This window comes from Duganella dendranthematis, assembly GCF_012849375.1.
GTDB lineage: Bacteria > Pseudomonadota > Gammaproteobacteria > Burkholderiales > Burkholderiaceae_D > Rugamonas > Rugamonas dendranthematis.
This window is the reverse complement of sequence record NZ_CP051684.1, coordinates 1261670-1282680: the sequence shown is the minus strand read 5'-3', so window position 1 is coordinate 1282680 and position 21011 is coordinate 1261670. Positions and strand designations below refer to the sequence as shown.

At 61.7% G+C, this 21011-nt stretch carries 15 protein-coding genes; 9 read left to right on the top strand and 6 right to left on the bottom strand.

The window, feature by feature from the left end; genetic code table 11:
- Position 1: 1 nt before the first annotated feature.
- From HH213_RS05955 to HH213_RS05945, 3 genes are all read right to left on the bottom strand, one after another.
- Positions 2–769 (bottom strand): Crp/Fnr family transcriptional regulator, encoded by a 768-nt coding sequence (locus tag HH213_RS05955; RefSeq protein WP_169111395.1) that lies wholly within the window; start codon positions 767–769, stop codon positions 2–4.
- A gap of 64 nt (positions 770–833) precedes the next feature.
- Complete coding sequence (locus tag HH213_RS05950; RefSeq protein WP_169111393.1) at positions 834–2156, bottom strand: tetratricopeptide repeat protein; 1323 nt, start codon at positions 2154–2156, stop codon at positions 834–836.
- Positions 2144–3955, bottom strand: a complete 1812-nt coding sequence (locus HH213_RS05945) for a CHASE2 domain-containing protein (RefSeq protein ID WP_169111391.1) — start codon at positions 3953–3955, stop codon at positions 2144–2146. Before HH213_RS05945 ends, HH213_RS05950 begins: the two co-directional genes overlap by 13 nt.
- 250 nt (positions 3956–4205) lie before the next feature.
- On the opposite strand from HH213_RS05945, the gene HH213_RS05940 reads away from it, so the two are divergent.
- From HH213_RS05940 to HH213_RS05915, 6 genes are all read left to right on the top strand, one after another.
- Complete coding sequence (locus HH213_RS05940) at positions 4206–5579, top strand: FecR family protein (protein WP_169111389.1); 1374 nt, start codon at positions 4206–4208, stop codon at positions 5577–5579.
- Positions 5580–5931: 352 nt separating this feature from the next.
- Positions 5932–9432 (top strand): beta strand repeat-containing protein, encoded by a 3501-nt coding sequence (locus HH213_RS30525; protein ID WP_169111387.1) that lies wholly within the window; start codon positions 5932–5934, stop codon positions 9430–9432.
- Positions 9433–9744: 312 nt separating this feature from the next.
- A complete protein-coding gene (locus HH213_RS05930; RefSeq protein ID WP_169111385.1) occupies positions 9745–11580 on the top strand; it encodes a type I secretion system permease/ATPase in 1836 nt (611 codons plus the stop codon).
- A 2-nt stretch (positions 11581–11582) separates the two neighbouring features.
- Positions 11583–12944 (top strand): HlyD family type I secretion periplasmic adaptor subunit, encoded by a 1362-nt coding sequence (locus tag HH213_RS05925; protein ID WP_169111383.1) that lies wholly within the window; start codon positions 11583–11585, stop codon positions 12942–12944.
- Positions 12944–14302 carry a TolC family outer membrane protein gene (locus tag HH213_RS05920; RefSeq protein ID WP_169111381.1) on the top strand — a complete coding sequence of 453 codons (1359 nt, stop codon included), beginning with the start codon at positions 12944–12946 and terminating at the stop codon, positions 14300–14302. Before HH213_RS05925 ends, HH213_RS05920 begins: the two co-directional genes overlap by 1 nt.
- A gap of 6 nt (positions 14303–14308) precedes the next feature.
- Positions 14309–14512: a DUF6447 family protein gene (locus tag HH213_RS05915; RefSeq protein WP_169111379.1), complete on the top strand. Its 204-nt coding sequence runs from the start codon at positions 14309–14311 to the stop codon at positions 14510–14512.
- A 46-nt stretch (positions 14513–14558) separates the two neighbouring features.
- On the opposite strand, the gene HH213_RS05910 is transcribed toward HH213_RS05915, so the two are convergent.
- Positions 14559–15434 (bottom strand): sulfurtransferase, encoded by an 876-nt coding sequence (locus tag HH213_RS05910; protein ID WP_169111377.1) that lies wholly within the window; start codon positions 15432–15434, stop codon positions 14559–14561.
- Between the two features lie 85 nt (positions 15435–15519).
- Between HH213_RS05910 and HH213_RS05905 the strand changes: the two genes are divergently transcribed.
- The 3 genes from HH213_RS05905 (at position 15520) to dnaE (ending at position 19663) form a co-directional block, all read left to right on the top strand.
- Positions 15520–15756 (top strand): ParD-like family protein, encoded by a 237-nt coding sequence (locus tag HH213_RS05905; protein ID WP_169111375.1) that lies wholly within the window; start codon positions 15520–15522, stop codon positions 15754–15756.
- Positions 15756–16037: a type II toxin-antitoxin system RelE/ParE family toxin gene (locus tag HH213_RS05900; protein ID WP_217363492.1), complete on the top strand. Its 282-nt coding sequence runs from the start codon at positions 15756–15758 to the stop codon at positions 16035–16037. Before HH213_RS05905 ends, HH213_RS05900 begins: the two co-directional genes overlap by 1 nt.
- Before the next feature lie 68 nt (positions 16038–16105).
- Positions 16106–19663: a DNA polymerase III subunit alpha gene (gene dnaE, locus HH213_RS05895; RefSeq protein WP_169111373.1), complete on the top strand. Its 3558-nt coding sequence runs from the start codon at positions 16106–16108 to the stop codon at positions 19661–19663.
- A gap of 95 nt (positions 19664–19758) precedes the next feature.
- On the opposite strand, the gene HH213_RS05890 is transcribed toward dnaE, so the two are convergent.
- Positions 19759–19992: a DUF6139 family protein gene (locus tag HH213_RS05890; protein WP_110845026.1), complete on the bottom strand. Its 234-nt coding sequence runs from the start codon at positions 19990–19992 to the stop codon at positions 19759–19761.
- A gap of 42 nt (positions 19993–20034) precedes the next feature.
- Positions 20035–21006, bottom strand: coding sequence for a VirK/YbjX family protein (locus HH213_RS05885; RefSeq protein WP_169111371.1), 972 nt, complete (start codon positions 21004–21006; stop codon positions 20035–20037).
- Between the last annotated feature and the right edge of the window lie 5 nt (positions 21007–21011).

Sequence of the window (21011 nt, the reverse complement as noted above, 5' to 3'; positions counted from 1 at the left end):
ACTAACTTTGTGCGAGTTTCTGCAGCGCTTCCGGGTTGATGATGATCAGTTTGTGCGTGCCTTTTTTGATGATGCCCTGCTGGACCAGTGTCAGCAGCGTGCGGGTCACGGTCTCGCGGCTGGTGTTGATCATATTGGCAATATCCTGGTGGGTCGGCAGGTTTTCCACCACTTCCTGGTCGTCTTCCTTTTTTTCTTTCAGTAGTTCCAGGAAGCTGTAGATGCGCTTGGCGGTGTTGTGGATGCTGAGCAGGGCGCGGAATTCCGAGTCGCGCTGCACCTTGTTGGCCAGGAAACGCAGCATCTGGTTGGCCACCGACGGCGAGTGGGAGAACAGGTGCAGCGCGGTGGCGCGCGGCAGCAGCGCCACCAGCACCGGCGTCAGCGCCACCACCGAGGCCGAGCGGATTGAGTCGTTGATGACCGCGATCTCGCCGAAGAAATCGCCCGGCGCCAGCATGCGCAGGCCGATCGCGCGGCCGTCCTCGGTGATGTCGATTACCTGCAACTGGCCTTGCAGCAGGAACAGCAGGCTGTCGCCGGCACCCCCCTTTTGCAGCACCACCTCGCGCTTCGCGTAGTGGCGGATGCGCAGATCGGCCTTGACACGCGCCATTTCGTCATCGGTCAGCTCGGCCAGCAGCGGAATCTTGCGCAGGTGAATTTGCAGATTGACCGATGGCTCGGCGGCCGGCGGAGTCAGTGCCGCATTGGCCGCGTCGGTGTCGGCGGCCGGCGACAGCGCGGGCGCCGGATCAGGCGTGCTCATACCATGCTCCAGGCGTAAATCGTCAGTTGAACCATGCTCAAACGTAGTGGCGCGCGCGGCGCCGTCAGAAGTTGTCCCAGCGCCAGTTGAGCTGGATGGAACGGCTATTATATTGAAACAGCGAGATGTTTTCCTGATTTCTTATCGCGCGCCATTCCAGTTGCACGCTGTGGTGCGGCGCCAGCGTGTACTGCAGGCTGGCGCGCAGCTGCCGGGTATCCTGGTGGCGCACCAGGTCGATCTGGCCGGGGGCGTACACTTCGCTGCTGTGCCACACCTGGCGGCTCCAGCCCAAATCGCCGCGCAGACTGGCCGTCACCGGCTGACTCAGTTGCAAGGCGCTGTACCAGCCGTGACGGTCGCCGCCGAGACGGCCGTTCTGGCCCTGGTCGGCCATGCCGCTCAGCGAGAACGACCATTGGCGCGCGCCGCGCCAGTAGAAGTTGGTGCCGAGCTCGACGATGTTGGCATCAAACTTGGTGCGGGTAGGATAGCGCACATGGCTCATGCTGGCCAGCAGCGACCATTGCAGCTCTTCCGGCAGCCGCTGCGCCAGCGGCGGTGTGGCGCGCAACTGCACCTGTTCTTGACGCTGGTACAGCTGCCCTTGCAGCTGCAGTACACTGACGGCAACGGTGCCGTAACCGCGCCAGCGGCCCCATTCCCACGGCCGCTCGTAGCCCAGCAGCACCGACGCGGTGTCTTGTTCATGCACGTGGTCGTTCTGGCGCAGGCGCACCTGGGCCAGCACCAGTGAACCGGCCTCGTCGGCTTGCTGCATGTAGTCGAAGCTGGCGGTGGTCTGGTGGTCCGGCTTGGGCAGGAAGTCGGGCGACAGTTCCCACTGCGTGCTGTCGCTGCCGCTGCCGGTGGTAAACAGGTTGCTGCTGGCGCCCTGATTGACATTGTTGTCGTAGCCGCGCCCCAGCGACACCGCCCATAGCGGTCGCCAGCTCGGTTTCTGGTTGCAGCCGCGCGCGCGGTGCTGCTCGATCAGCTCCATGATGCCTGGCGGCGGCTTGAAGCGGGCTTCGATTTCGCGGAACAGCCGCTCGGCGTCGGCCGAATGGCCCAGCGTGCACTCGGTGAATGCCAGGTCCAGCCAGGCGCCGGCGTGCAGCGGCTCGTCCTTGACGAAGCGTTGCAGCAGCTCGTTGGCGCGCTCCGGCTGGTCGGCCGCCAGCGCACGCAGTGCTTCCAGATACAGCGCTTCGTTTTGTACCGGGCGCGGCTCGGACGGTGCGGTTGGGCTGTCGCCGCTGTCGCTGGCGGCCTCGCTGGCCGGCGCGGCATGGTCGGCGGCCGTCAGCGTTTGCGCGGCCAGCGGCGCGCCCTGCCACAACAGCAGGGCGGTCAGCAGCGTGCGCAATGTGGTCAGGCCGCGCATGGCGCGTCCTCCAGCGTATAAATCTCGATCGGGTGCTCCTTGCCGCGCAACACGCGCTGGCCCAGGTGGCGGAAACGGTGGCGCGTCGCATGGCGCACCGTGCCTTCGCCGATGATGATATCGCACGGATAGTCGCGCGCCGCCTGCTCCAGGCGCGAGGCGGTGTTGACGCTGTCGCCCACCGCCGTGTAGATACTGCGCAGCGCGGTGCCAAAATCGCCCGCCATCGCGGTGCCGCTCTCGATGCCGATGCGCACCCGCAGCGGCGCCAGGCGATCCTGGGCCCGGATGGCATTCAGCGCCGCCACTGCCGCGACCATGGCGCGCGCGGCGTCCAGCGCCAGGTCGGCGTGGGCCGGATTCGGCAGCGGCGCGCCCCAGAACGCCACCATGCCGTCGCCGGTGTACTTGTCCAGCGTGCCATGTTTGGCCAGCACCGGCCGCGTCAGGCAGTCGAGGAAGGTGGTGGTCAGCTGCGCTGCCTGTTCCACCGGCAGGGCTTCGACGTGGCTGGTGTAGCCTTCCATGTCGGCGATCAGCGTGGTGACTTCGCAACGGCGCGGCGCCAGCGGATCTTGCAGGTTGCTGCGTAACAGTTCGTCCACCACGTCGCCCGCCACATACTGGCGCAGCGTGTCGAGCAGCCGACGCGAACGCTGCTGCGCCAGCTGCCAGTGGAAGGGCACCGCCACCACCAGCAGGAACAGCAGCGACAGCAGCGGCGCGGCCGGGCTGAAGTCGCCGTCGTGCGGCAGCAGCAGGTGCGCCAGCGGCAGCCACAGCAGGGCGCCGCCCAGCAGCAGGGCGATGTTGGCGGCGGCGGCGCGGCGCGGCAGCATCCGGCCGGCCAGCGCGGTCAGCAGCAGGCAATAGCCCACCGCGATCAGCTTGCCCGGCCAGGGCGCCGGCGCGCGCCCGGCCTGGCTGTCGAGCAGGCCGCTGAGCATGGAGGCGTGCACCATCAGCCCGGCGCTGAGGGCGCCCAGCGGGGTCGCCACGCGGTCGCCGATACTGAGCGCGGACGAGCCGACCAGCACCAGCCGGTTGGCGATCATAGTGGGCGGCACCTGGTGGTCCAGCAGGTCGGCGGCGCGCGCCACGTCGTAGGCGCCCCAGGTGCGGCGGTAGGGCACGCGCACGGCGCCGCTCTGCTGCGGCGGCAACGGCGCGCCGCCGGCGCAGCAGTCCACCAGCGCGCGCGACAGCGTCGGGTACTGGCGGCCGTTGAACACGGTGTACATGGGCACGCGGCGCAACACGCCGTCCGCATCGGGAGTGACGCCGATGCTGCCGAAGTGGGCCGACTGTGCCAGGCCGGCATGGTTGGCCAGGTAGCCGCTGGCCGGCACGCCGGCGTGGCCGGGAACGCCGCCCGCCAGCACGCCGCCGCGCAGCGGCTCCTCGCGCGGGCCGAAGTCGAACAGCTGGGCCAGCACCAGTGGCGCATGTTGCGCCAGCATCGCCATGCGGGCGTCGCCGCCGGCGTCGCCAGGCTTTTCCTGCAAGATGTCGAGCGCGACGCCGCGGGCGCCGTCCATCAGCAGGTTCTCCACTAGCTCAGCCATGCGGTCGCGCGACCACGGCCACGGGTAGCGCGCCAGGCTGGCTTCATCGATGTCGACCAGCAGGATGCGCTGGTCCGGCTGCGGACTGGCGTGCAGCAGCAGCGAGCGGTCCCGCAGCCAGTTGTCGAGGCGCTGCACGCTGCCGCCGTGCCACTGCCCGAGGGCAGTGATCAGCAGGGCTGCTAATAATATGCAGCCGCGCACGACGGTGGTGAGGGAAAAGGAAATGCGCAAGTGCCGGTACTCGTTGTGGAACCGGGCGCCACTGCGGCCGGGTACTTTGTTCAGGGTAAAATCGGGCCAAGTATAACGTTTTGTTCCCTGGAGGAACAGAGTTGATTAGCTTTTTTGCATGATCTTTCAGCTTTTTTACGCCAGTGTGACACCATCTGCGCGCAATTTGTATCCAAATGAAAGAATGTGACCCGAGTCACATACTTTCACGCACGATGGCGGAAAATGCAGGCTGAGGGAGAATCTAATTATGACTAAGCAAGTTAAATCCATTGTTGCCGGCAGTCTGCTGGCCGTGCTGGCGGCGCTGTCGTCTGCGGCCATGGCGGCGGAAGCCGGCAAGGTGGTGTTCGTCGCCGGCGAGGTCAAGCTGGCCGCGCGCGCAGCCGTGCTGGACGCGGCGGTGCAGGAAGGCGACGAGCTGACGACCGGCGCCGATGGCTATGTGTACGTCAAAACTGTCGACCAAGGCTTCCTGGTGTTGCGCCCCAACAGCAAGGCCCGCATTGTGACCTACCATATTGATGCCGCCAACCCGGCCAACACCCGCGTCAAGCTGGAGTTGCTGCAGGGCGTGGCGCGCAGCATCTCCGGTAACGGCGTCAAACACGCGCGGCAGAATTTCCGCTTCAATACGCCAGTGGCCGCCATCGGCGTGCGCGGCACCGACTTCGTGGTCTACACCGACCAGCAGACCTCGCGCGTGACGGTGGTCTCCGGCGGCGTGGTGGTCAGCGGCTTTGCCGGCGCCTGCGGTCCGGATGGCGGAGGCCCGTGCGAGGGTGGCGCGAGCCGCGAACTGTTCGCCGGCCAGGCGGGCTTGATGCTGCAGGTGCAGCGCGGCCAGACTGCACCACAACTGCTGCGCAGCCCGGTGATGTCGCCGGCTGACCAGGGCACGCCGGCACGGCCGGATGAACCGGTCGGCAAGGTCGGCGCCAATGCTGCTGCTGATGTTAACCTGGATGCGCAGAAGTCGGTCAGCGTGCTGAGCGGTTCGAAGTCGCTGGTAAATAATTCTAACCCGCCGCCTGTGGTGACCGTGCCGCCGGTGGTGGACACGTCGCCGCCGCCAACCACCACCCCCACCACGCCAGTCGTGGAGTTGCCGCCAGTAGTCAACCCGGGGCCGAAAGAAGTTATCTGGGGACGCTATGCGGCGATTGCCGGCGGTGCGGCGGATGCCGAGGTGCAAGCCAAGCTGAATAGCGGCGCCTACACTGCCCAGCAGTTTCTGGGGTCGTATCAGATCGCCCGCCTGAAGGATACGGCGTATGTTGCACCGCGCGAGGGGACAGCGTCGTTCGTGCTGGCCAGCAGCGATGCGATTCTGCAGCGGACTGATGGCTTTGCGGTTCCAGCATCGGTACAGGATGCGCGGCTGACGGTGAATTTCAGCACCAAAACTTTTGATACTGGATTAACCGTAGTAGGCGACGGCCTGCGCGTGCCGGTTAATATTACTGGCGATGTTACCAAGGTAGGTGAGCTGGTGAATACCGGCCTGACGGATTCCAAAATACGCGGTTATCTGGGCGGCGCACACGCGGAAGAAGCGGCGTATATTTTCCAGTATAAGACGCTGGGTGTGATGGTGAATGGAGCGACTACCTGGTCGCGCTAAATCCGCAGTCGCACACCCGCCGAAGGACAATGTTGTGTCTACAACATTGTCCTTTTTGTTTTGTAACGCCGCTTGTGATATAAAGAGCGCCGGATGGGTTTTATTTCTACAACAGGTGTGATAATTGGTGAATATTTACTCTTTTTGCATAAATATTCAGCAGTTAATTTACAACTTGTTGCAACTTGCTGTGAAAAAAAATTGTTTTGTGACGCCCGTCACAACATTAGTTTCCCTGTGTGGCAATATACTCCCACCTTCTGCATAAAGGGTTCAGTGTCATACGGCGCTGTATGCTCTGAACAAGCAGAATTTCTGGTTTAAACCAAAATCTTTTTAAGGAATCATCATCATGGCGGCAGCTGATTACAATGCAGTAGTACAACAACTGTATGTCTCCTATTTCGGTCGTCCTGCTGACTACTATGGTCTGCAGAACTTCGAAGCGCAACTGAACGCCCTGGGCGCGCCAACCACCGTTGCTGAAATCAATTCGGCAGTGCAAGCTGACCCAACTTCGGCGCTGGCCAAACTGGTCAACAGCTTCAACTCGGCACCAGAATCCGTCGCTCTGTACGGCACCGGCACCGACATCATCAGCATCTCGAAGTTCGTTAACGCGATCTACAACAACGTGCTGAACCGTGATGCTGACACCGACGGCGGCACTTTCTGGATCAACGAAATCGTTTCGGGTCGTCTGAGCAAAGCCAACGCTGCTCTGGCCATCACCCAAGGCGCCATGGCTAACACCTCGGCTCAAGGCCTGCTGGATGCACAGACCGTGTCGAACAAAGCTGCTGTCGCTGACGACTTCACCAAGTCGCTGGACACCATCGCTAAAATCAACTCGTACTCGGGCGACACCGCTGCTGGCGTAGCACGTGATCTGCTGGGCACCGTTGACTACACCACCAACCTGACCACCGAACACGCTGCAGTTGTTGACGCGATCACCGGTCTGATCCCAGTTGTTGTTGTGAACACCGCTCTGACCACCGGTACCGACAACTTCGTTGGCACTTCGGCCAACGACGTGATCACCGCTTCGTTCAACAACGGCACTGCTACCACCCTGACCGCATTCGACACTATCGACGGCGGCGTCGGCGTGAACACCCTGACCATCAACGACTTCAGTGTCGTTGCAGGCACCGTAACCCCGCTGACCGGCGTTTCGATCAAAAACATCCAGAACCTGAACATCCAGTCGCAAGAAGGCGTGATCGCCGACAGCAGCGCAATCGCTGGCGTGACCAAGCTGACCGTGTCGGCTGCTGGTACCGAAACCATCACCGCTGCTGCTACCACCGCTGTTGTGGCTAACAACTCGGCACTGGTTGCTGCCACCGTTTCGGTTACCGGCGGCTCGTCGATCACCGCCAACATCGCTGGCGTAACCACCGGCGGCGCAGTCAATATCGGCAGCGCAGCTACCGCCGGCGCCATCGTTGCAACCGTATCGGACAACAACACCACCGCAGCTGACGTAGTCGGCAGCACCGTCACCGTCAAAGGTGGCACCACCGTTACCGTTACCCAAAACATCGCTGCTGCTACCTCGGCTGTGGGCGCTGCTCACACCTCGACCGGCGGCAACGTTGTTGTTAACGGCGGCGCAGCTACCACCGCAGTGACCGTGAACCAGAGCGCTGAAGTTGCTGCGGTTGCAGGCGTGGCTTTCGTTGCAGCTTCGACCGAATCGTCGACCGTGACCTGGCAAGCCTTCACCGCTGTTGGTACCCAAACCATCGGTGGCATCACTATCACCGCAGGTGGCGCAGGTACCTTCACGGCTGCTCAAGTGGCAACCGTTGCTGGTGGCGGCACCGTTGCAGGCCTGACCATCACCGGCAACACCGGCGCATGGACTGTTAGCGCCGCTACTGGCGCTACCAACGTGTTCACCAGCACCACCGCAGCTACCAACGTTACCGACTTGGCAGCTACCGGCTCCGCAACTGGCGGCGGCACTGCTCCTACTTCGACTATTATCGGCCAAGGTGGCGTAGGCGGCACCGCTGCTGTTACCGCTGTTGGTGGTATCGCTGACGGCGCTGTGACCATCAACGACGTGAACTCGGCTAACACCGACGGCACCAAAGCCAGCACCATCACCAGCGTCACGCTGAACAACTTTGCCAGCGCCACGGTTAACACCAACGCGCTGTCGACCCTGTCGCTGACCAATGGTAGCGGCACCGTGACCGTGAACGACAACCTGGCCACCACCAAAGCTACCGCTCTGGCGCTGACCGTGAACGGCGTTGACAGCACCCTGGTTGACAGCAAAGTACAGACCCTGAACATCACCGCGACCGGTGCTGCTTCGGATCTGGTTGTGACCGGCGCCGCAGTAAAAGCCATCACCGTTGCTGGCGACAAGGCTTTGGACCTGACCGGTTCGACCGTTGCTAACGCAACCTCGATCACCTCCAGCAACACCGCTGGTGTGACCGTTGCCCTGAACGTTGCTGAAACCGGCTCGTTCACCGCAGGTAACAACGTTGTGACCCTGGCTGCTGCTGCAACCAAGGCCGTAACCTTTGGTAGCGGCGACGACACCGTTATCGTTAGCACCCTGAACGGCGCAACCGTTGCTGGCGGCGCAGGCGTGAACACCCTGCAAATGACCGGTGCCGATGCACAAACCGCTTCGGGCGTGGCTCAGTTCGCTGCTGGCTTCACCGGCTTCAGCCGTCTGGCAATCACCACCCCAGGTTCGACCACCATCGATGCTAACGCACTGGGCGGCTTCAACTACGTGACCACCGCCGGCGCAACCGCGCTGACCATCAACAGCCTGACCTCGGGTGCCACCCTGGCCCTGACCGGCGCTGCTGCTGGTGGTACGTACACCACCAACCTGACCGGTTCCCTGGCTGCCACCAACGACGTGCTGAACGTACGTCTGTCGGGCAGCGGCGCGACCGACTTCGGCGCTGTTACTGCTGCTAACGTTGAGACCATCAACGTTGTAGCAACCGACACCGCAACCACCCCAGCTGGCACCTCGGCAGCTACCCTGTCGATCACCGGCAACGACGTGAAAACGATCGCTGTATCGGGCACTTCGCACACCGTGCTGACCGCTGGTTCGACCGCGCTGACTTCGTTCGACGCATCGGGTCTGGTTGTTGCTGGTTCGGGCGCAGCTGGCACCGGTATTTCGTTCACCACCGGCGCACTGGTGGCTTCGAGCGCTACCCCAGCAGTGGTTGCAACCATCAAAGGTTCGGCTAACGGCGGCGACGTGATCAACGCTGCGGCTTCGCTGAAAGGTGTAACCATCACCGAAGTTAAGGGCACCAACAGCATCACCGGTAGCTCGACTGTTGCCAGCACCCTGACCGGTGGCACTGGTAACGACACCATCGTTGGCGGTTCGGGCAAAGACGTTATCGTTGGCGGCGGCGGTGCTGACAAGATCACCGGCGGCGCAGGTGCTGACTCGATCACCATCAGCGGCAACACCTCGACCATCATCCAGGGTTCGGGCCACTCGGGTACCAATGCAACTCTGAATACCGCTACCAGCGAACTGACCGCTACCTTCGACGTCATCAAAGGCGTAACTGCTGGCACGAAGATCGATCTGAGCAGCTTCGGCGGTGGCCTGACCATCGGTTCGGGCGACTTGGCAGCTACCAACCTGGCTGGCGTTACCGGTCACGTTGTGTTCGCTTCGGGTACCTTCGATGCAGCTAACGGCATCTTTGCCTACGGCGCAGCTGGTGCTGACACCGTTGTAACCTACGATGTTGCTGGTCACTTCGAGTCGATCGTTCTGGTTGGCTACCACGCTGCTTCGACCACCGCAATCAGCGGTGCCGGCGTCATCACCCTGGCTTAATCTCCAGGTTCCACCTCGGGACGGGGCAACCCCTCCTGATGTGTGCAAAAAGCCGGGCTTATGCCCGGCTTTTTTATTTTTTTGCCTCCCGTTTGTTACGCTTCAATACGGATAAAGGCAAAATAGAGTTTGTGTTGCTCCACGTGTACCACTCCCGGCCTAAAGTGTAAAAAATGTGATACAGGTCACATTTCTCAGTGTTTTTAGGCGATAATCTCTCGGCTCCATCATTCGGCCCATGCCAGTCGGAAAGTTGATTAAATTACATCCTTTCTGCGCAACAGTGGTTCTGTCGTATCGCACACGCACATTATGAAAAATAAATTACTCAATACTAAGAACGAGATTGAAGAGGTTCTACGGACCTTCAAGTCGACCTTTGTCACAGTCGGCACGTTCAGCGCCATCAGCAATTTGCTGATGCTGGTACCGTCGTTGTACATGTTGCAGGTGTACGACCGCGTGCTGAACAGCCGCAACGAACTGACGCTGCTGATGCTGACCTTGATGATGTTGGGCGGCTATCTGATGATGAGCGCGCTTGAGCTGATCCGTAGTTTCGTGCTGATCCGGGTTGGCGCCCGCTTCGATATGCAACTGAACAAGCGCGTGTACACGGCCGCGTTTGAACAGAATCTCAAACGCAGCGGCACCAACGCCGGCCAGGCGTTGCAGGATCTGACCAATGTGCGTCAATTCCTGACCGGCAGCGCCTTGTTTGCCTTCTTCGACGCCCCATGGTTCCCGGTCTATCTGATCGTGATTTTCGTGTTCGAGCCTTCGCTGGGCCTGTTTGCGCTGGGTGGCACCGTGATCCTGGTGGTCTTGGCCTACGTAAATGAACGCGTGTCCCACAAGCCGTTGGCTGACGCCAACGCCACGTCGATCGCCGCCACCAATCTGGCCACCAATAATCTGCGCAACGCCGAGGTGATCGAGTCGATGGGCATGCTGCCCAATTTGATGGGCCGCTGGTTCAAGATCCACGGCCGTTTCCTGCGTCTGCAGGCGGAAGCCAGCCAGAAAGCAGGCCTGGTCGGCGCGATCACCAAGTTTGTCCAAGTGTCGTTGCAGTCGCTGGTGCTGGGCTTTGGCGCGCTGTTGGTGCTCGAAAATAAGATTACCGCCGGCATGATGATTGCTGCGTCGATCCTGGTAGGCCGCGCACTGGCGCCGGTGCAGCAAGTGATCGCGGTCTGGAAGTCGTTTGCCAGTACCCGTAGCGCCTATGAGCGCCTGACCAAGCTGCTGGAAGTTAATCCGGTGCGTGAAGCGGGCATGGAACTGCCGAAGCCGCAGGGCCATGTCGCGGTGGAGAACGTCGCTGCGGCGCCGCCAGGCGCACAGGCTGCCGTACTGAAAGGCGTAAGCTTCGCAATCCAGGCTGGTGATGTACTGGGCGTGATTGGACCGAGCGGTTCCGGTAAGTCGACACTGGCCCGCTTGCTGGTGGGAGTATGGCCTGCCGCCATGGGCAAGGTGCGTCTGGATGGTGCTGATATTTACCAGTGGAACAAAGCCGAACTGGGGCCGCATCTGGGCTATCTGCCGCAGGATATCGAACTGTTTGCCGGTACCGTGAGCGAGAACATCGCCCGCTTCGGCGACATTGATCCTGAAAAAGTGGTGCTGGCCGCCAAGCGCGCCGGCGTCCACGACATGATCCTGCATCTGCCGAAAGGCTACGATACCGAACTGGGCGACGGCGGCGCAGGTTTGTCGGGCGGTCAGCGTCAGCGCCTGGGCTTGGCGCGCGCCATGTATGGCGACCCGTCGGTGATCGTGCTGGATGAACCGAACTCGAATCTGGATGATGCCGGGGAGTTGGCGCTGGTCCAGGCTGTGAGCGATTTGCGCGCGCGCGGCAAGACCATCGTGTTGATTACCCACCGTACCAATGCGATTGCCGTGACGACCAAATTGCTGTTGCTGCGCGATGGCACGGTCGCCTTGTTTGGCGAAACCAACCAAGTACTGAACGCGCTGAACGAAGCGAACCAGAAGCAGGCTTTGCAAGCACAGGCACAGGCACAAGCCCAGCAGCAGGCGCAAGCCCAGCAACAGGCACAGCAACAAGCCGCACAGCAGGCTGCTGCGCAAGCGCAAGCCGGCAATACCGCGCATACCGCGCCGGTGAATGAGGAATAATCATGGTTAATATTGTAAAGTCGCAAGAAGCCGCCACCGAAGTGATCACGCACGACGTCACGCCGTTGACGGTCGACACGGACGCGGGAAGCTACGCCAAAGTAGGCTGGGCCATCGTGGTGATTGGCTTCCTGGGTTTCCTGATCTGGGCCACGTTCGCACCATTGGACAAAGGCGTGCCGATGTCGGGCACGGTGGTGAAGGAATCGAACCGTAAATCGGTACAGTATTTGCAGAATGGCATAGTGCAGGACATCCTGGTTCAGGATGGTGACGTGGTCAAAGCGGGCCAAGTGCTGGTGCGCATGAACAACGTACAGGTCAAGTCGGCGCTCGATATCACCGAAGTCCAATTTGTCAGCGCCCGCGCGACCGAAGCCCGCCTGCTGGCGGAGCTGGCCGGCCAAAGCTCGGTGACGTTGCCGGCTAGCCTGAAGGTCTACAAGGATCAGCCTGCCGTGACCGAAGCGATGACCCTGCAAAACCAGTTGCTGCAAGCGCGCCAGGGTTCACTGCGTAGCGAGTTGAGCGCCGCCGATGAAAACATCGAAGGCCTGAAGCTGCAAATCACCGGCTTACAGCAATCGCGCGACAACAAGAAGGATCAGTTGGGTTCGCTTAAGGAGCAGCTCGACAATTCGCGTGAACTGTCGAAGGAAGGCTACCTGGCGCGCAACCGCCTGCTGGAACTGGAACGCACCTACTCGCAGACCAACGGCGCGATTTCCGAGGACGTGGGCAATATCGGTCGCGCCCAGCGCCAGATTTCGGAATTGCAAGCGCGCAAGAGTCAGCGCCTGCAGGACTATCAAAAAGAGGTCCGCACGCTGCTGGCCGATACCCAGAAGGAAGCCGAAGCGCTGGAAGGCCGCCTGGACGCGCAAAAATTTGACGTCGCCAATGTCGAGGTGAAGTCGCCAGTCGATGGCATCGTGGTCGGTTCGAACATCTTTACCCGTGGCGGCGTGGTGGCTGCGGGCGCCAAAATGATGGAAATCGTGCCGAGCGAAGACGCGTTGGTGGTGGAAGGCCAGTTGCCGGTCAACCTGATCGACAAGGTGCGGGTCGGCATGCCTGCCGAGCTGATCTTCTCGGCATTCAACTCCAACCGGACGCCGCATATCCCTGGCACGGTGATCCAGGTGTCGGCCGACCGGTCGGTGGAAGAGCGCTCCGGCCAGCCGTACTACAAGGTGCGTGCGCGCGTATCGCCGGAAGGTGCCAAGCTGATTGCCGAGAAAAAGCTGGATATCCAGCCCGGCATGCCAGCGGAAATGTTTGTGAAGACTGGCGAACGCACCATGATGAATTACTTGTTGAAACCGGTGTTTGACCGCGCCAAATCGTCGATGTCGGAGGATTGATGATGGCAACGATGCAAATCCGCTCGCGCCTGCTGGCAAGCGCTGCGGCTGTGAGCGCGGCGTTGGCACTGTACAGCCCCGGCGCAATGGCAGTCACCCTGATGCAGGCGTACGACATGGCACTGCAGAACGACCCTACCTATCGCGCGGCGTATTACGCCAACGAAGGGGCCAAGGAAAATGCCAAGCTGGGCTTGTCGAATCTGCTGCCGAATATCAGCGGCAGCTGGAGCGGCAGCCAGAATCGCGATACGGTGACCGACCGCAGTGCGCAATTCGTGGGCGGCTTGGTGTCGCCGCGTGACTTCATCTCGCGCTCGGCCATGCTGCAAGTCCGCCAACCCCTGTTCAATCTGGATGGTTGGGCACGCTACAAGCAGGGCAAGGCGCAGGCGCTGTATGGTCAGGCCTTGTTCGAGAGCCAGCAGCAGGAAGTGATCTACCGCGTGGTGGCGTCCTACCTGGATGTGCTGTACAAGCAGGAGTTGTTGGCGCTGGCGCAAGTCGAGCGGGAGATGTATGCCGAACAGGGCCAGCTGAACAATCATCTGTTTGAAAAGGGTGAGGGCACGCGCACCGACATGCTGGAAACCCAGGCCCGCCTCGATGTAGCGGAGGCAACGCTGCTGGAAGCGCAGGACAATCTGACGGTCTCGCGCGAAACCCTGGGGACCGTGATTGGCGGCGAGGTGGGCGAAGTGCAGGAGCTGGTGCCGGATTTTCGCGTGCGCCCGGTCGATGACAAGCCGTTCGATTACTGGAAGACGATCGCGCTGGAACGCAACCCGGACATCAAGACGCTCAAGTATGGGGTCGATATCGCCGAGCAGGAAGTACTGAAGCAGCGCGCCGGCCATGCGCCGCGGATTGATGTGGTCGGCAGCTATGGCAAGACGTCATCCGATTCGATTACGACTTTCCAGGAAGACCAGAAGATCCGCAGCATCGGCGTTCAGGTGAATATTCCGATCTACTCGGGTGGCCAGGTGAATGCCTCGTCGCGCCAGGCCGTCGCTTCGCGGGAGAAGGCCAAGGAAGACTTGCAGGCGCAAATCGACAAGATCATGCTGGAGTTGCGCAAGGATTATGCGGTGATGGCCAGCAGCGTCAAGCGGGTGGATGCCTTGATGAAGTCGGTTTCCTCATCGGAAAACCTGATCATCGCGACCGAGAAAAGTATCAAGGGCGGTGTCCGCATCAACCTGGATGCGCTGAACGCCAAGCAGCAGCTGTACACCGCCAAGCGTGACCTGGCGCAGGCGCGGTTCAATTACTTGCTGACGTCGTTGCGGATGCGCGCCTCGGTGGGGACCGTCAATGTAGACGATGTGCGCGAGATCGCCGCCTATTTCCGCTAACGCAGCATGGAAGAGGAAACCGAAGTCACGGTCGACGGCGTCACCTACAAGCTCAGCGAACTGAGCGACGCCGCCAAGGAGCAGGTCGCCAGTCTGCAGTTTGTGGAAGCACAGATGACGGAGCTGAACGCCAAGCTGGCCGTATTCCAGACCGCGCGCAACGCCTACCAGGCAGCCTTGCAGCAGCTGGTGCCGCGGTTGAAGCAGTAAGAAAAAATCCTCGCCACGGCGAGGATTTTTTTTGCGGGGCGCCGGCTTATTTGCCGTAGCAGGCCGGGCATGATTTCTCGTAGACGTATTCCGGCGCCAGCTGCTGGCGCGGGGTGACCACGGCGCGGCAGACGAAGCATTGCACGGTTTCGGTCGGTTGCAGCTGCGGGTTGAGCGCGGTGCGGTAGTCGAACACGAAGCAGTCGCCGGTGTAGTGGGCGCCGCCGACTTCCTCGAAGTACTTGAGGATGCCGCCTTCGAGCTGGTAGACGTTGTCGTAGCCGATGTTCTGCATGTGGATCGCGGCTTTTTCGCAGCGGATGCCGCCGGTGCAGAAGGTGACCACGGTCTTGCCTTCAAAGTCGTCCTTGTGGGCGGCGATCAGATCCGGGAATTCGGTGAACTTCTTGATGCGGTAGTCGACCGTGTTGTCGAAGGTGCCGACGTCCACTTCAAAATCGTTGCGGGTGTCGACCATCACCACCGGCTTGCCGTTGTCGTCGACGCCGTTGTCCAGCCAGCGCTTGAGCGTCTGGGCTTCGACGAACGGCGCGCGGCCGTCTTCCGGCTTGATCAGCGGCATGCGCATGGTGATGATTTCTTTTTTGATCTTGACCAGCATGCGCTTGTGCGACTGTTCGGCCGACAGGCTTTCTTTCACTTCCAGGTCGGCGAAGCGGGCGTCGCTGCGGACCCAGGCCAGGAATTCGTCGATATTGCCGCGCGGGCCGGACAGGAACATATTGATCCCTTCCGGCGTCAACAGGATGGTGCCTTTCAGGCCCAGGCGATTGCAGATGTCCTGGTACTGCGGGCGCATCGCCTCGGTGTCGTCGAAGGTGATGAATTTGTAGGCGGCGATGTTGACGTGCGGAGCAGCGCCAGCATGCGCTTCAGCTTGTAAAGCAGTATTAGCTTGCATGATGGTGAGATCAAAAAGGGAAAGGCGACATTATACGCGTTCTGGTGCTAAGATTATTACCACAAATGTGGTAACGGAGGTTGCGATGGCGGGGAGTACATCGATTCGTATCAATCAGCAGCTGTATGAGCAGGCCAGGCAGGATGCGGCGATAGAGCATCGTTCCATCGCCGGGCAAATCGAGTTCTGGGCGAGGGTGGGGCGGGCTGCGCTGGACAATCCTGATTTACCTGTCGGCTTTATTGCCGAGTCGTTGGCTTCGCTCTCGGAGCCGCGCGAGGATGCGCAACCGTTTGTGCCGCGCAGTAGCCCGGGCAAATAATGTGGGCGGTGCGGCAGACCAGACGATTTGCCAGGCAGTATAAAAAACTGCACGACAACACAGCCGGCGATGTCGACATCGCCGTGGCGGCGGTGCAGGCAGATCCGCACGTGGGGGAGCGAAAAAAAGGTGATCTGGCCGCGCTCTTTCTCCACAAGTTCCGCAGCGGCGGGCAGCTTTATCTGCTCGGTTATACCCTGGATGAGGGCATCCAGCTGATCTATTTAGAGGCGGTCGGACCGCACGAGAATTTTTATCGCGATATCAAACGGTCTGGCTGAATCAGATTTATCGGTCCGGGCCGCTGCGCGGTAAAATAGGGGGTTATTGAACCAGCCTTGAGTCGCATATGAACCAGGTAGTACACCCAGTGGTAGCAAATGAACAAGCAGTAGCCGGCAGTGCCGTGGCGCCGGTGGGACCGTCTTTTGTCCATTTGCGCGTCCATTCGGAGTATTCCATCGTCGACGGGCTGGTGCGCATCGACGATCTGATCAAGCAGGCTGTCAAGGACAAGCAGGGCGCGCTGGCGGTCACCGATCTTGCCAATATGTTCGGCATGGTCAAGTTCTACAAGGCGGCGCGCGGCAAGGGCATCAAGCCGGTGGTCGGCGTCGATGTCTGGATCACCAATGACGACAACCGCGACAAGCCGTCGCGCCTGATGCTGTTCGCCAAGAACCGCATGGGCTATCTGCAGCTGTGCGAGCTGCTGTCGCAAGCCTGGCTGACCAACCAGTACAAGGGCCGGGCCGAGATCCGTACCGAATGGCTGGCCGAGCTGACCTCCAAGACCTATGCGCTGCTGCCCGACGACAACCCGGCCAACGGCCTGATCGTGCTGTCCGGCGCCCATTTCGGCGACATCGGCACCGCCATCGAAAACGGCAACCCGGCGCTGGCCGAAGCCAACGCACAGAAGTGGGCGGCGCTGTTCCCCGGCCATTTCTACATCGAGATCCAGCGCGCCGGTCAGGCCAACCAGGAGATGCAGGTACGCCACTCGATCGCGCTGGCGGCCAAGCTGGGTCTGCCGGTAGTGGCGACCCATCCGGTGCAGTTTGTCAGCAAGGACGAGTACATCGCCCACGAGGCGCGCGTCTGTATCGCCGAGGGCGAGATGCTGGCCAACGCCAAGCGCGTCAAGCGCTTCAACGAGCAGATGCGCTTCCTGACGCAGGCCGAGATGGCCGAGCTGTTCCACGACCTGCCGGCCGCGTTGCAGAATTCGGTGGAAATCGCCAAGCGCTGCAATCTGACGCTGACCCTGGGCAAGCCGCAGCTGCCGAACTTCCCGACGCCTGGCATGACCATCGACGATTTCCTGCGTGCCGAAACCAGGAAGGGTCTGGAGGAGCGGCTGGAGCAGCTGTATCCGGACCCGGTCAAGCGCGAGGCCAACCGCCAGCGCTACGAGGAGCGGCTGGAGTTCGAGAACAACACCATCATCAACATGAAGTTCCCCGGCTACTTCCTGATCGTGGCCGAGTTTATCCAGTGGGGCAAGAACAACGATGTGCCGATCGGCCCGGGCCGCGGTTCGGGCGCCGGTTCGCTGGTGGCGTATGCGCTGAAGATTACCGATCTGGATCCGCTGAAGTACAACCTGCTGTTCGAGCGTTTCCTCAACCCTGAGCGGGTGTCGATGCCCGACTTCGATATTGACTTCTGCCAGGAAAAGCGCGAGCTGGTGATCCAGCACGTGAAGGATCTGTACGGCCGCGACGCGGTGTCGCAGATCGCCACGTTCGGTACCATGGCGGCCAAGGGCGCGATCCGCGACGTCGGCCGCGTGATGGATTTCGGCTACAACTTCTGCGACGGCGTCTCCAAGCTGATTCCGTTCAAGCCGGGCAAGCCGGTGTCGATTGCCGAGGCGATCGAGGAAGAGCCGATGCTCAAGGAGCGCCAGCAGAACGAGGAAGAAGTGGCGCAGCTGCTGGACCTGGCGCAACAGGTCGAAGGCATCACCCGTAACATCGGCATGCACGCCGGTGGCGTGCTGATCGCGCCGGGCAAGCTAACCGATTTCTGTCCGCTGTACACGCAGGGCGGCGACGGCGGCGTGGTGTCGCAGTACGACAAGGACGACGTGGAGGCCGTGGGCCTGGTCAAGTTCGACTTCTTGGGTCTGACCACGCTGACCATTCTCGACCGCGCGGTGCGCTACATCAAGGCGCTCGATCCGGAGGAAAAAGATTTCGACCTGTCCAAGCTGCCGCTGAATGACCGTCCTTCATACGACCTGCTGACCAAGGCCAAGACGGTCGCGGTATTCCAGCTGGAGTCGCGCGGCATGCAGGGCATGCTGAAGGATGCGCGTCCCGACCGCTTCGAGGACATTATCGCGCTGGTGGCGCTGTACCGTCCGGGCCCGATGGACCTGATCCCCGACTTCTGCAAGCGCAAGCACGGTGAAAAGTTCGACTATCCCGATCCGCGCACCGAATCGATTCTGTCCGAAACCTACGGCATCATGGTGTATCAGGAGCAGGTGATGCAGATGGCGCAGATCGTCGGCGGCTACTCGCTGGGCGGCGCCGACATGCTGCGCCGCGCGATGGGTAAGAAAAAAGCCGAGGAGATGGCCGAGCACCGCGAGATCTTCCGCGCCGGCGCCGCCAAGGATGGCCTGAGCACGCAAAAAGCCGACGAGATCTTCGACTTGATGGAGAAGTTCGCGGGCTACGGCTTCAACAAATCGCACGCGGCCGCCTACGCGCTGCTGTCGTATCACACGGCCTACCTGAAGGCGCACCATCCGGCCGCTTTCATGGCAGCCAATATGTCGCTGGCGATGGAGGACACCGAGAAGGTCAAGATTCTGGTCGAGGACTCGATCGACATCTGCGGCCTGACCATCCTGCCGCCGGACATCAACAAGTCCGACTTCCGCTTCATGCCGGACGGCCCGCCGCCGTCGGTCACCGGCAAGAAGGTCACGCAGATCCGTTACGGCCTGGGCGCCTGCAAGGGTGCGGGCCAGAACGCGATCGAGGCGATCATCGCCGCGCGCAATGCCGACGGTCCGTTCACCAGCCTGTTCGATTTCTGCAAGCGCGTCGACAAGAAGCAGATCAACCGCCGCACCATCGAATCGCTGATCCGCGCCGGCGCCTTCGACTGCCTGGGCGTTGACCGCGCCGTGCTGCTGGCCTCGGTCAGCTTCGCGATGGAATATGCCGACCAGCAGGCCAAGTCGGCCAACCAGGTCAGCCTGTTTGGCGGCGACGACAGCGACCTCGAACCGCCGCCGGACTACGTCAAGGCCACGCCCTTCACCGACCGCCAGCGGCTGGCTGAGGAAAAGATGGCGCTGGGCTTCTACCTGTCCGGCCACATGTTCGATTCGTTCGCGCCGGAAGCGCGGCGCTTCTCGCGCACCAAGCTGGCCGACCTGGAGCCGTCGCGCGATCCGCGTATGCTGTGCGGCGTCATCACCGGCATCCGTCCGCAGATGACCCAGCGCGGCAAGATCCTGATCGTCACGCTGGACGACAAGAGCGCGGTGGTGGAAGTGACCGTGTATGCCGAGGTGTTCGAGGAACACAAGCATATGTTCAAGGAAGATGAATTCCTGGCGGTGATCGGCAAGGTGTCGGAGGACCGCTTCAACGGCGGCTTGCGGATTTCGGCTGAAAAAGTGTTCGACATCATCTCGTCGCGCGTCAAGCACGGCAAGCAGCTGAGCATGGCGTTGCCGGTCTCGGTCGATGCGAAGAAGGTGGCGGAAGTGCTGGCGCCGTACCGCCAGACCGATGGCTTGCCGATTTCGGCGCGCATTCAGCCGCAGGGCGTCAGCTGTGTGTTGCAGTTGGGGGAAGGGTGGCGCGTGGCGCCGTCGGATGAGTTGCAGCTGGCGTTGCAGCAGGTGCTGGGCGCACGCGAAGTCGCGGTCGAATATTGACACCGGACACAAGGGTCTGACCCCGTACGGGGTCAGACGGGGACGCCGAGTCCCTGGCGCCGGCGCCGTGCGGGTTGCGCCGGCGCCGTCAGCTTTTAGAACTGGGCACTGACGCCGGTAATGGCGTAACCCTTGGCGCCGATCTGTGCCAGCGGCTGGTCGATATGGTATTTGGGCAGCGTGTCCTGGCCGTCGTCGATTTCCACGTGCTGCGCTTCCGCATGCCAGTCGGTGTTGGTGGCTTCTTCCGGAATCGGTTTACCTTCCGGCACAGCCAGATAGGTATGCTTGCCTTGTGCTTCTTCGCGGCTATAAATGTCCACACGCATGGTGATTCTCCTCTGACGAAAAACCCATGGTAGCGGATTTCATCAAGCGAGGGCGTACTTCTCGGCTTCCTCTGCCATAGGCAGGAAAACCGGCACCGTCAGCACCTGCTGCTGCACCGCCTCGATGCGCGGCGCGTGCAGGCTCACCGCCACCGCCTGCGCCAGTTCGCACAGCGTTTCATGGCGCTTGCGCGCTTCCGAACGTTTCTTCGACGCAATCGCGTTCAGGTCCGGCGCGCAGATCGCTTCGCTGGCCAGTGCATAATCGCCGTCGCTGCGCGCCACGGCGCCCAGTTCCTGCCACAGCGCATCGTAATCCGCGTGCACCTTGCCCTGGCGGGTGGCGCCGCACACCGCGCGGTTGGCATTGCCGACCAGGCGCAGCGCAGCGCAATCGTGGTCGTGGGCGATCTGGCTCAGCAGCTTGACCATCAGATTCTTCGGCCGCAAGCCATGCAGCTCGCGGGTGGCGTCCTTGATCAGTTGCAGGCCGCTTTCGCCCTTCGGTCCCTGCATGCAGCCGATGCCCAGCGCCATGCCATCGTGGCCGCCGTCGAGGAAGGAAAACGCCGCGCTGTAGACCAGATCGCCGCCCTGCAGCAGTTGCAGCACCAGTTCGCCTTCGCGCTCCATCGGCTCGATGGCGCGCAGCTGCACCTGGTAGGCCACGCCGCTCTTGCCTGCGATGGTGGCCAGCACCACCGCGTGGCGCGCCGCCTGCACCGTCAGCGGCCCCATGCCGTGGCGGAAGATGTGGCGGTAATGGCTGCGCAGCAGCGCCAGACGCTGGCTGGCGTCCATGGTGTTGCTCAGGTAAGGGCGGTAGATTTTGTAGATCAGGCGCGGCCGCGCCTTGACCAGTTCGGCAAACAGCGGATGGGAGTTCAGCAGTTCCAGCCAGCCGAAGGTGGCGTGGCGGTGCAGCCGGGCGCGCAGCGACAGTTTAATGGTCTCACGCAACTGTTTCAGGCCGGTAAAGCCTGCGGCGCCGGCGCGGATGGTAATGGACTGCATCGTCA

Bases quoted from the DNA above. Each gene is read 5' to 3' on its own strand.
- HH213_RS05950 (WP_169111393.1), bottom strand. From the start codon at position 2,156: ATGCGCGGCCTGACCACATTGCGCACGCTGCTGACCGCCCTGCTGTTG.
- HH213_RS05890 (WP_110845026.1), bottom strand. From the start codon at position 19,992: ATGCGTGTGGACATTTATAGCCGCGAAGAAGCACAAGGCAAGCATACC.
- HH213_RS05930 (WP_169111385.1), top strand. From the start codon at position 9,745: ATGAAAAATAAATTACTCAATACTAAGAACGAGATTGAAGAGGTTCTA.
- HH213_RS05885 (WP_169111371.1), bottom strand. From the start codon at position 21,006: ATGCAGTCCATTACCATCCGCGCCGGCGCCGCAGGCTTTACCGGCCTG.
- HH213_RS30525 (WP_169111387.1), top strand. From the start codon at position 5,932: ATGGCGGCAGCTGATTACAATGCAGTAGTACAACAACTGTATGTCTCC.
- HH213_RS05915 (WP_169111379.1), top strand. From the start codon at position 14,309: ATGGAAGAGGAAACCGAAGTCACGGTCGACGGCGTCACCTACAAGCTC.
- dnaE (WP_169111373.1), top strand. From the start codon at position 16,106: ATGAACCAGGTAGTACACCCAGTGGTAGCAAATGAACAAGCAGTAGCC.
- HH213_RS05955 (WP_169111395.1), bottom strand. From the start codon at position 769: ATGAGCACGCCTGATCCGGCGCCCGCGCTGTCGCCGGCCGCCGACACC.
- HH213_RS05925 (WP_169111383.1), top strand. From the start codon at position 11,583: ATGGTTAATATTGTAAAGTCGCAAGAAGCCGCCACCGAAGTGATCACG.
- HH213_RS05900 (WP_217363492.1), top strand. From the start codon at position 15,756: ATGTGGGCGGTGCGGCAGACCAGACGATTTGCCAGGCAGTATAAAAAA.
- HH213_RS05905 (WP_169111375.1), top strand. From the start codon at position 15,520: ATGGCGGGGAGTACATCGATTCGTATCAATCAGCAGCTGTATGAGCAG.
- HH213_RS05920 (WP_169111381.1), top strand. From the start codon at position 12,944: ATGATGGCAACGATGCAAATCCGCTCGCGCCTGCTGGCAAGCGCTGCG.
- HH213_RS05910 (WP_169111377.1), bottom strand. From the start codon at position 15,434: ATGCAAGCTAATACTGCTTTACAAGCTGAAGCGCATGCTGGCGCTGCT.
- HH213_RS05940 (WP_169111389.1), top strand. From the start codon at position 4,206: ATGACTAAGCAAGTTAAATCCATTGTTGCCGGCAGTCTGCTGGCCGTG.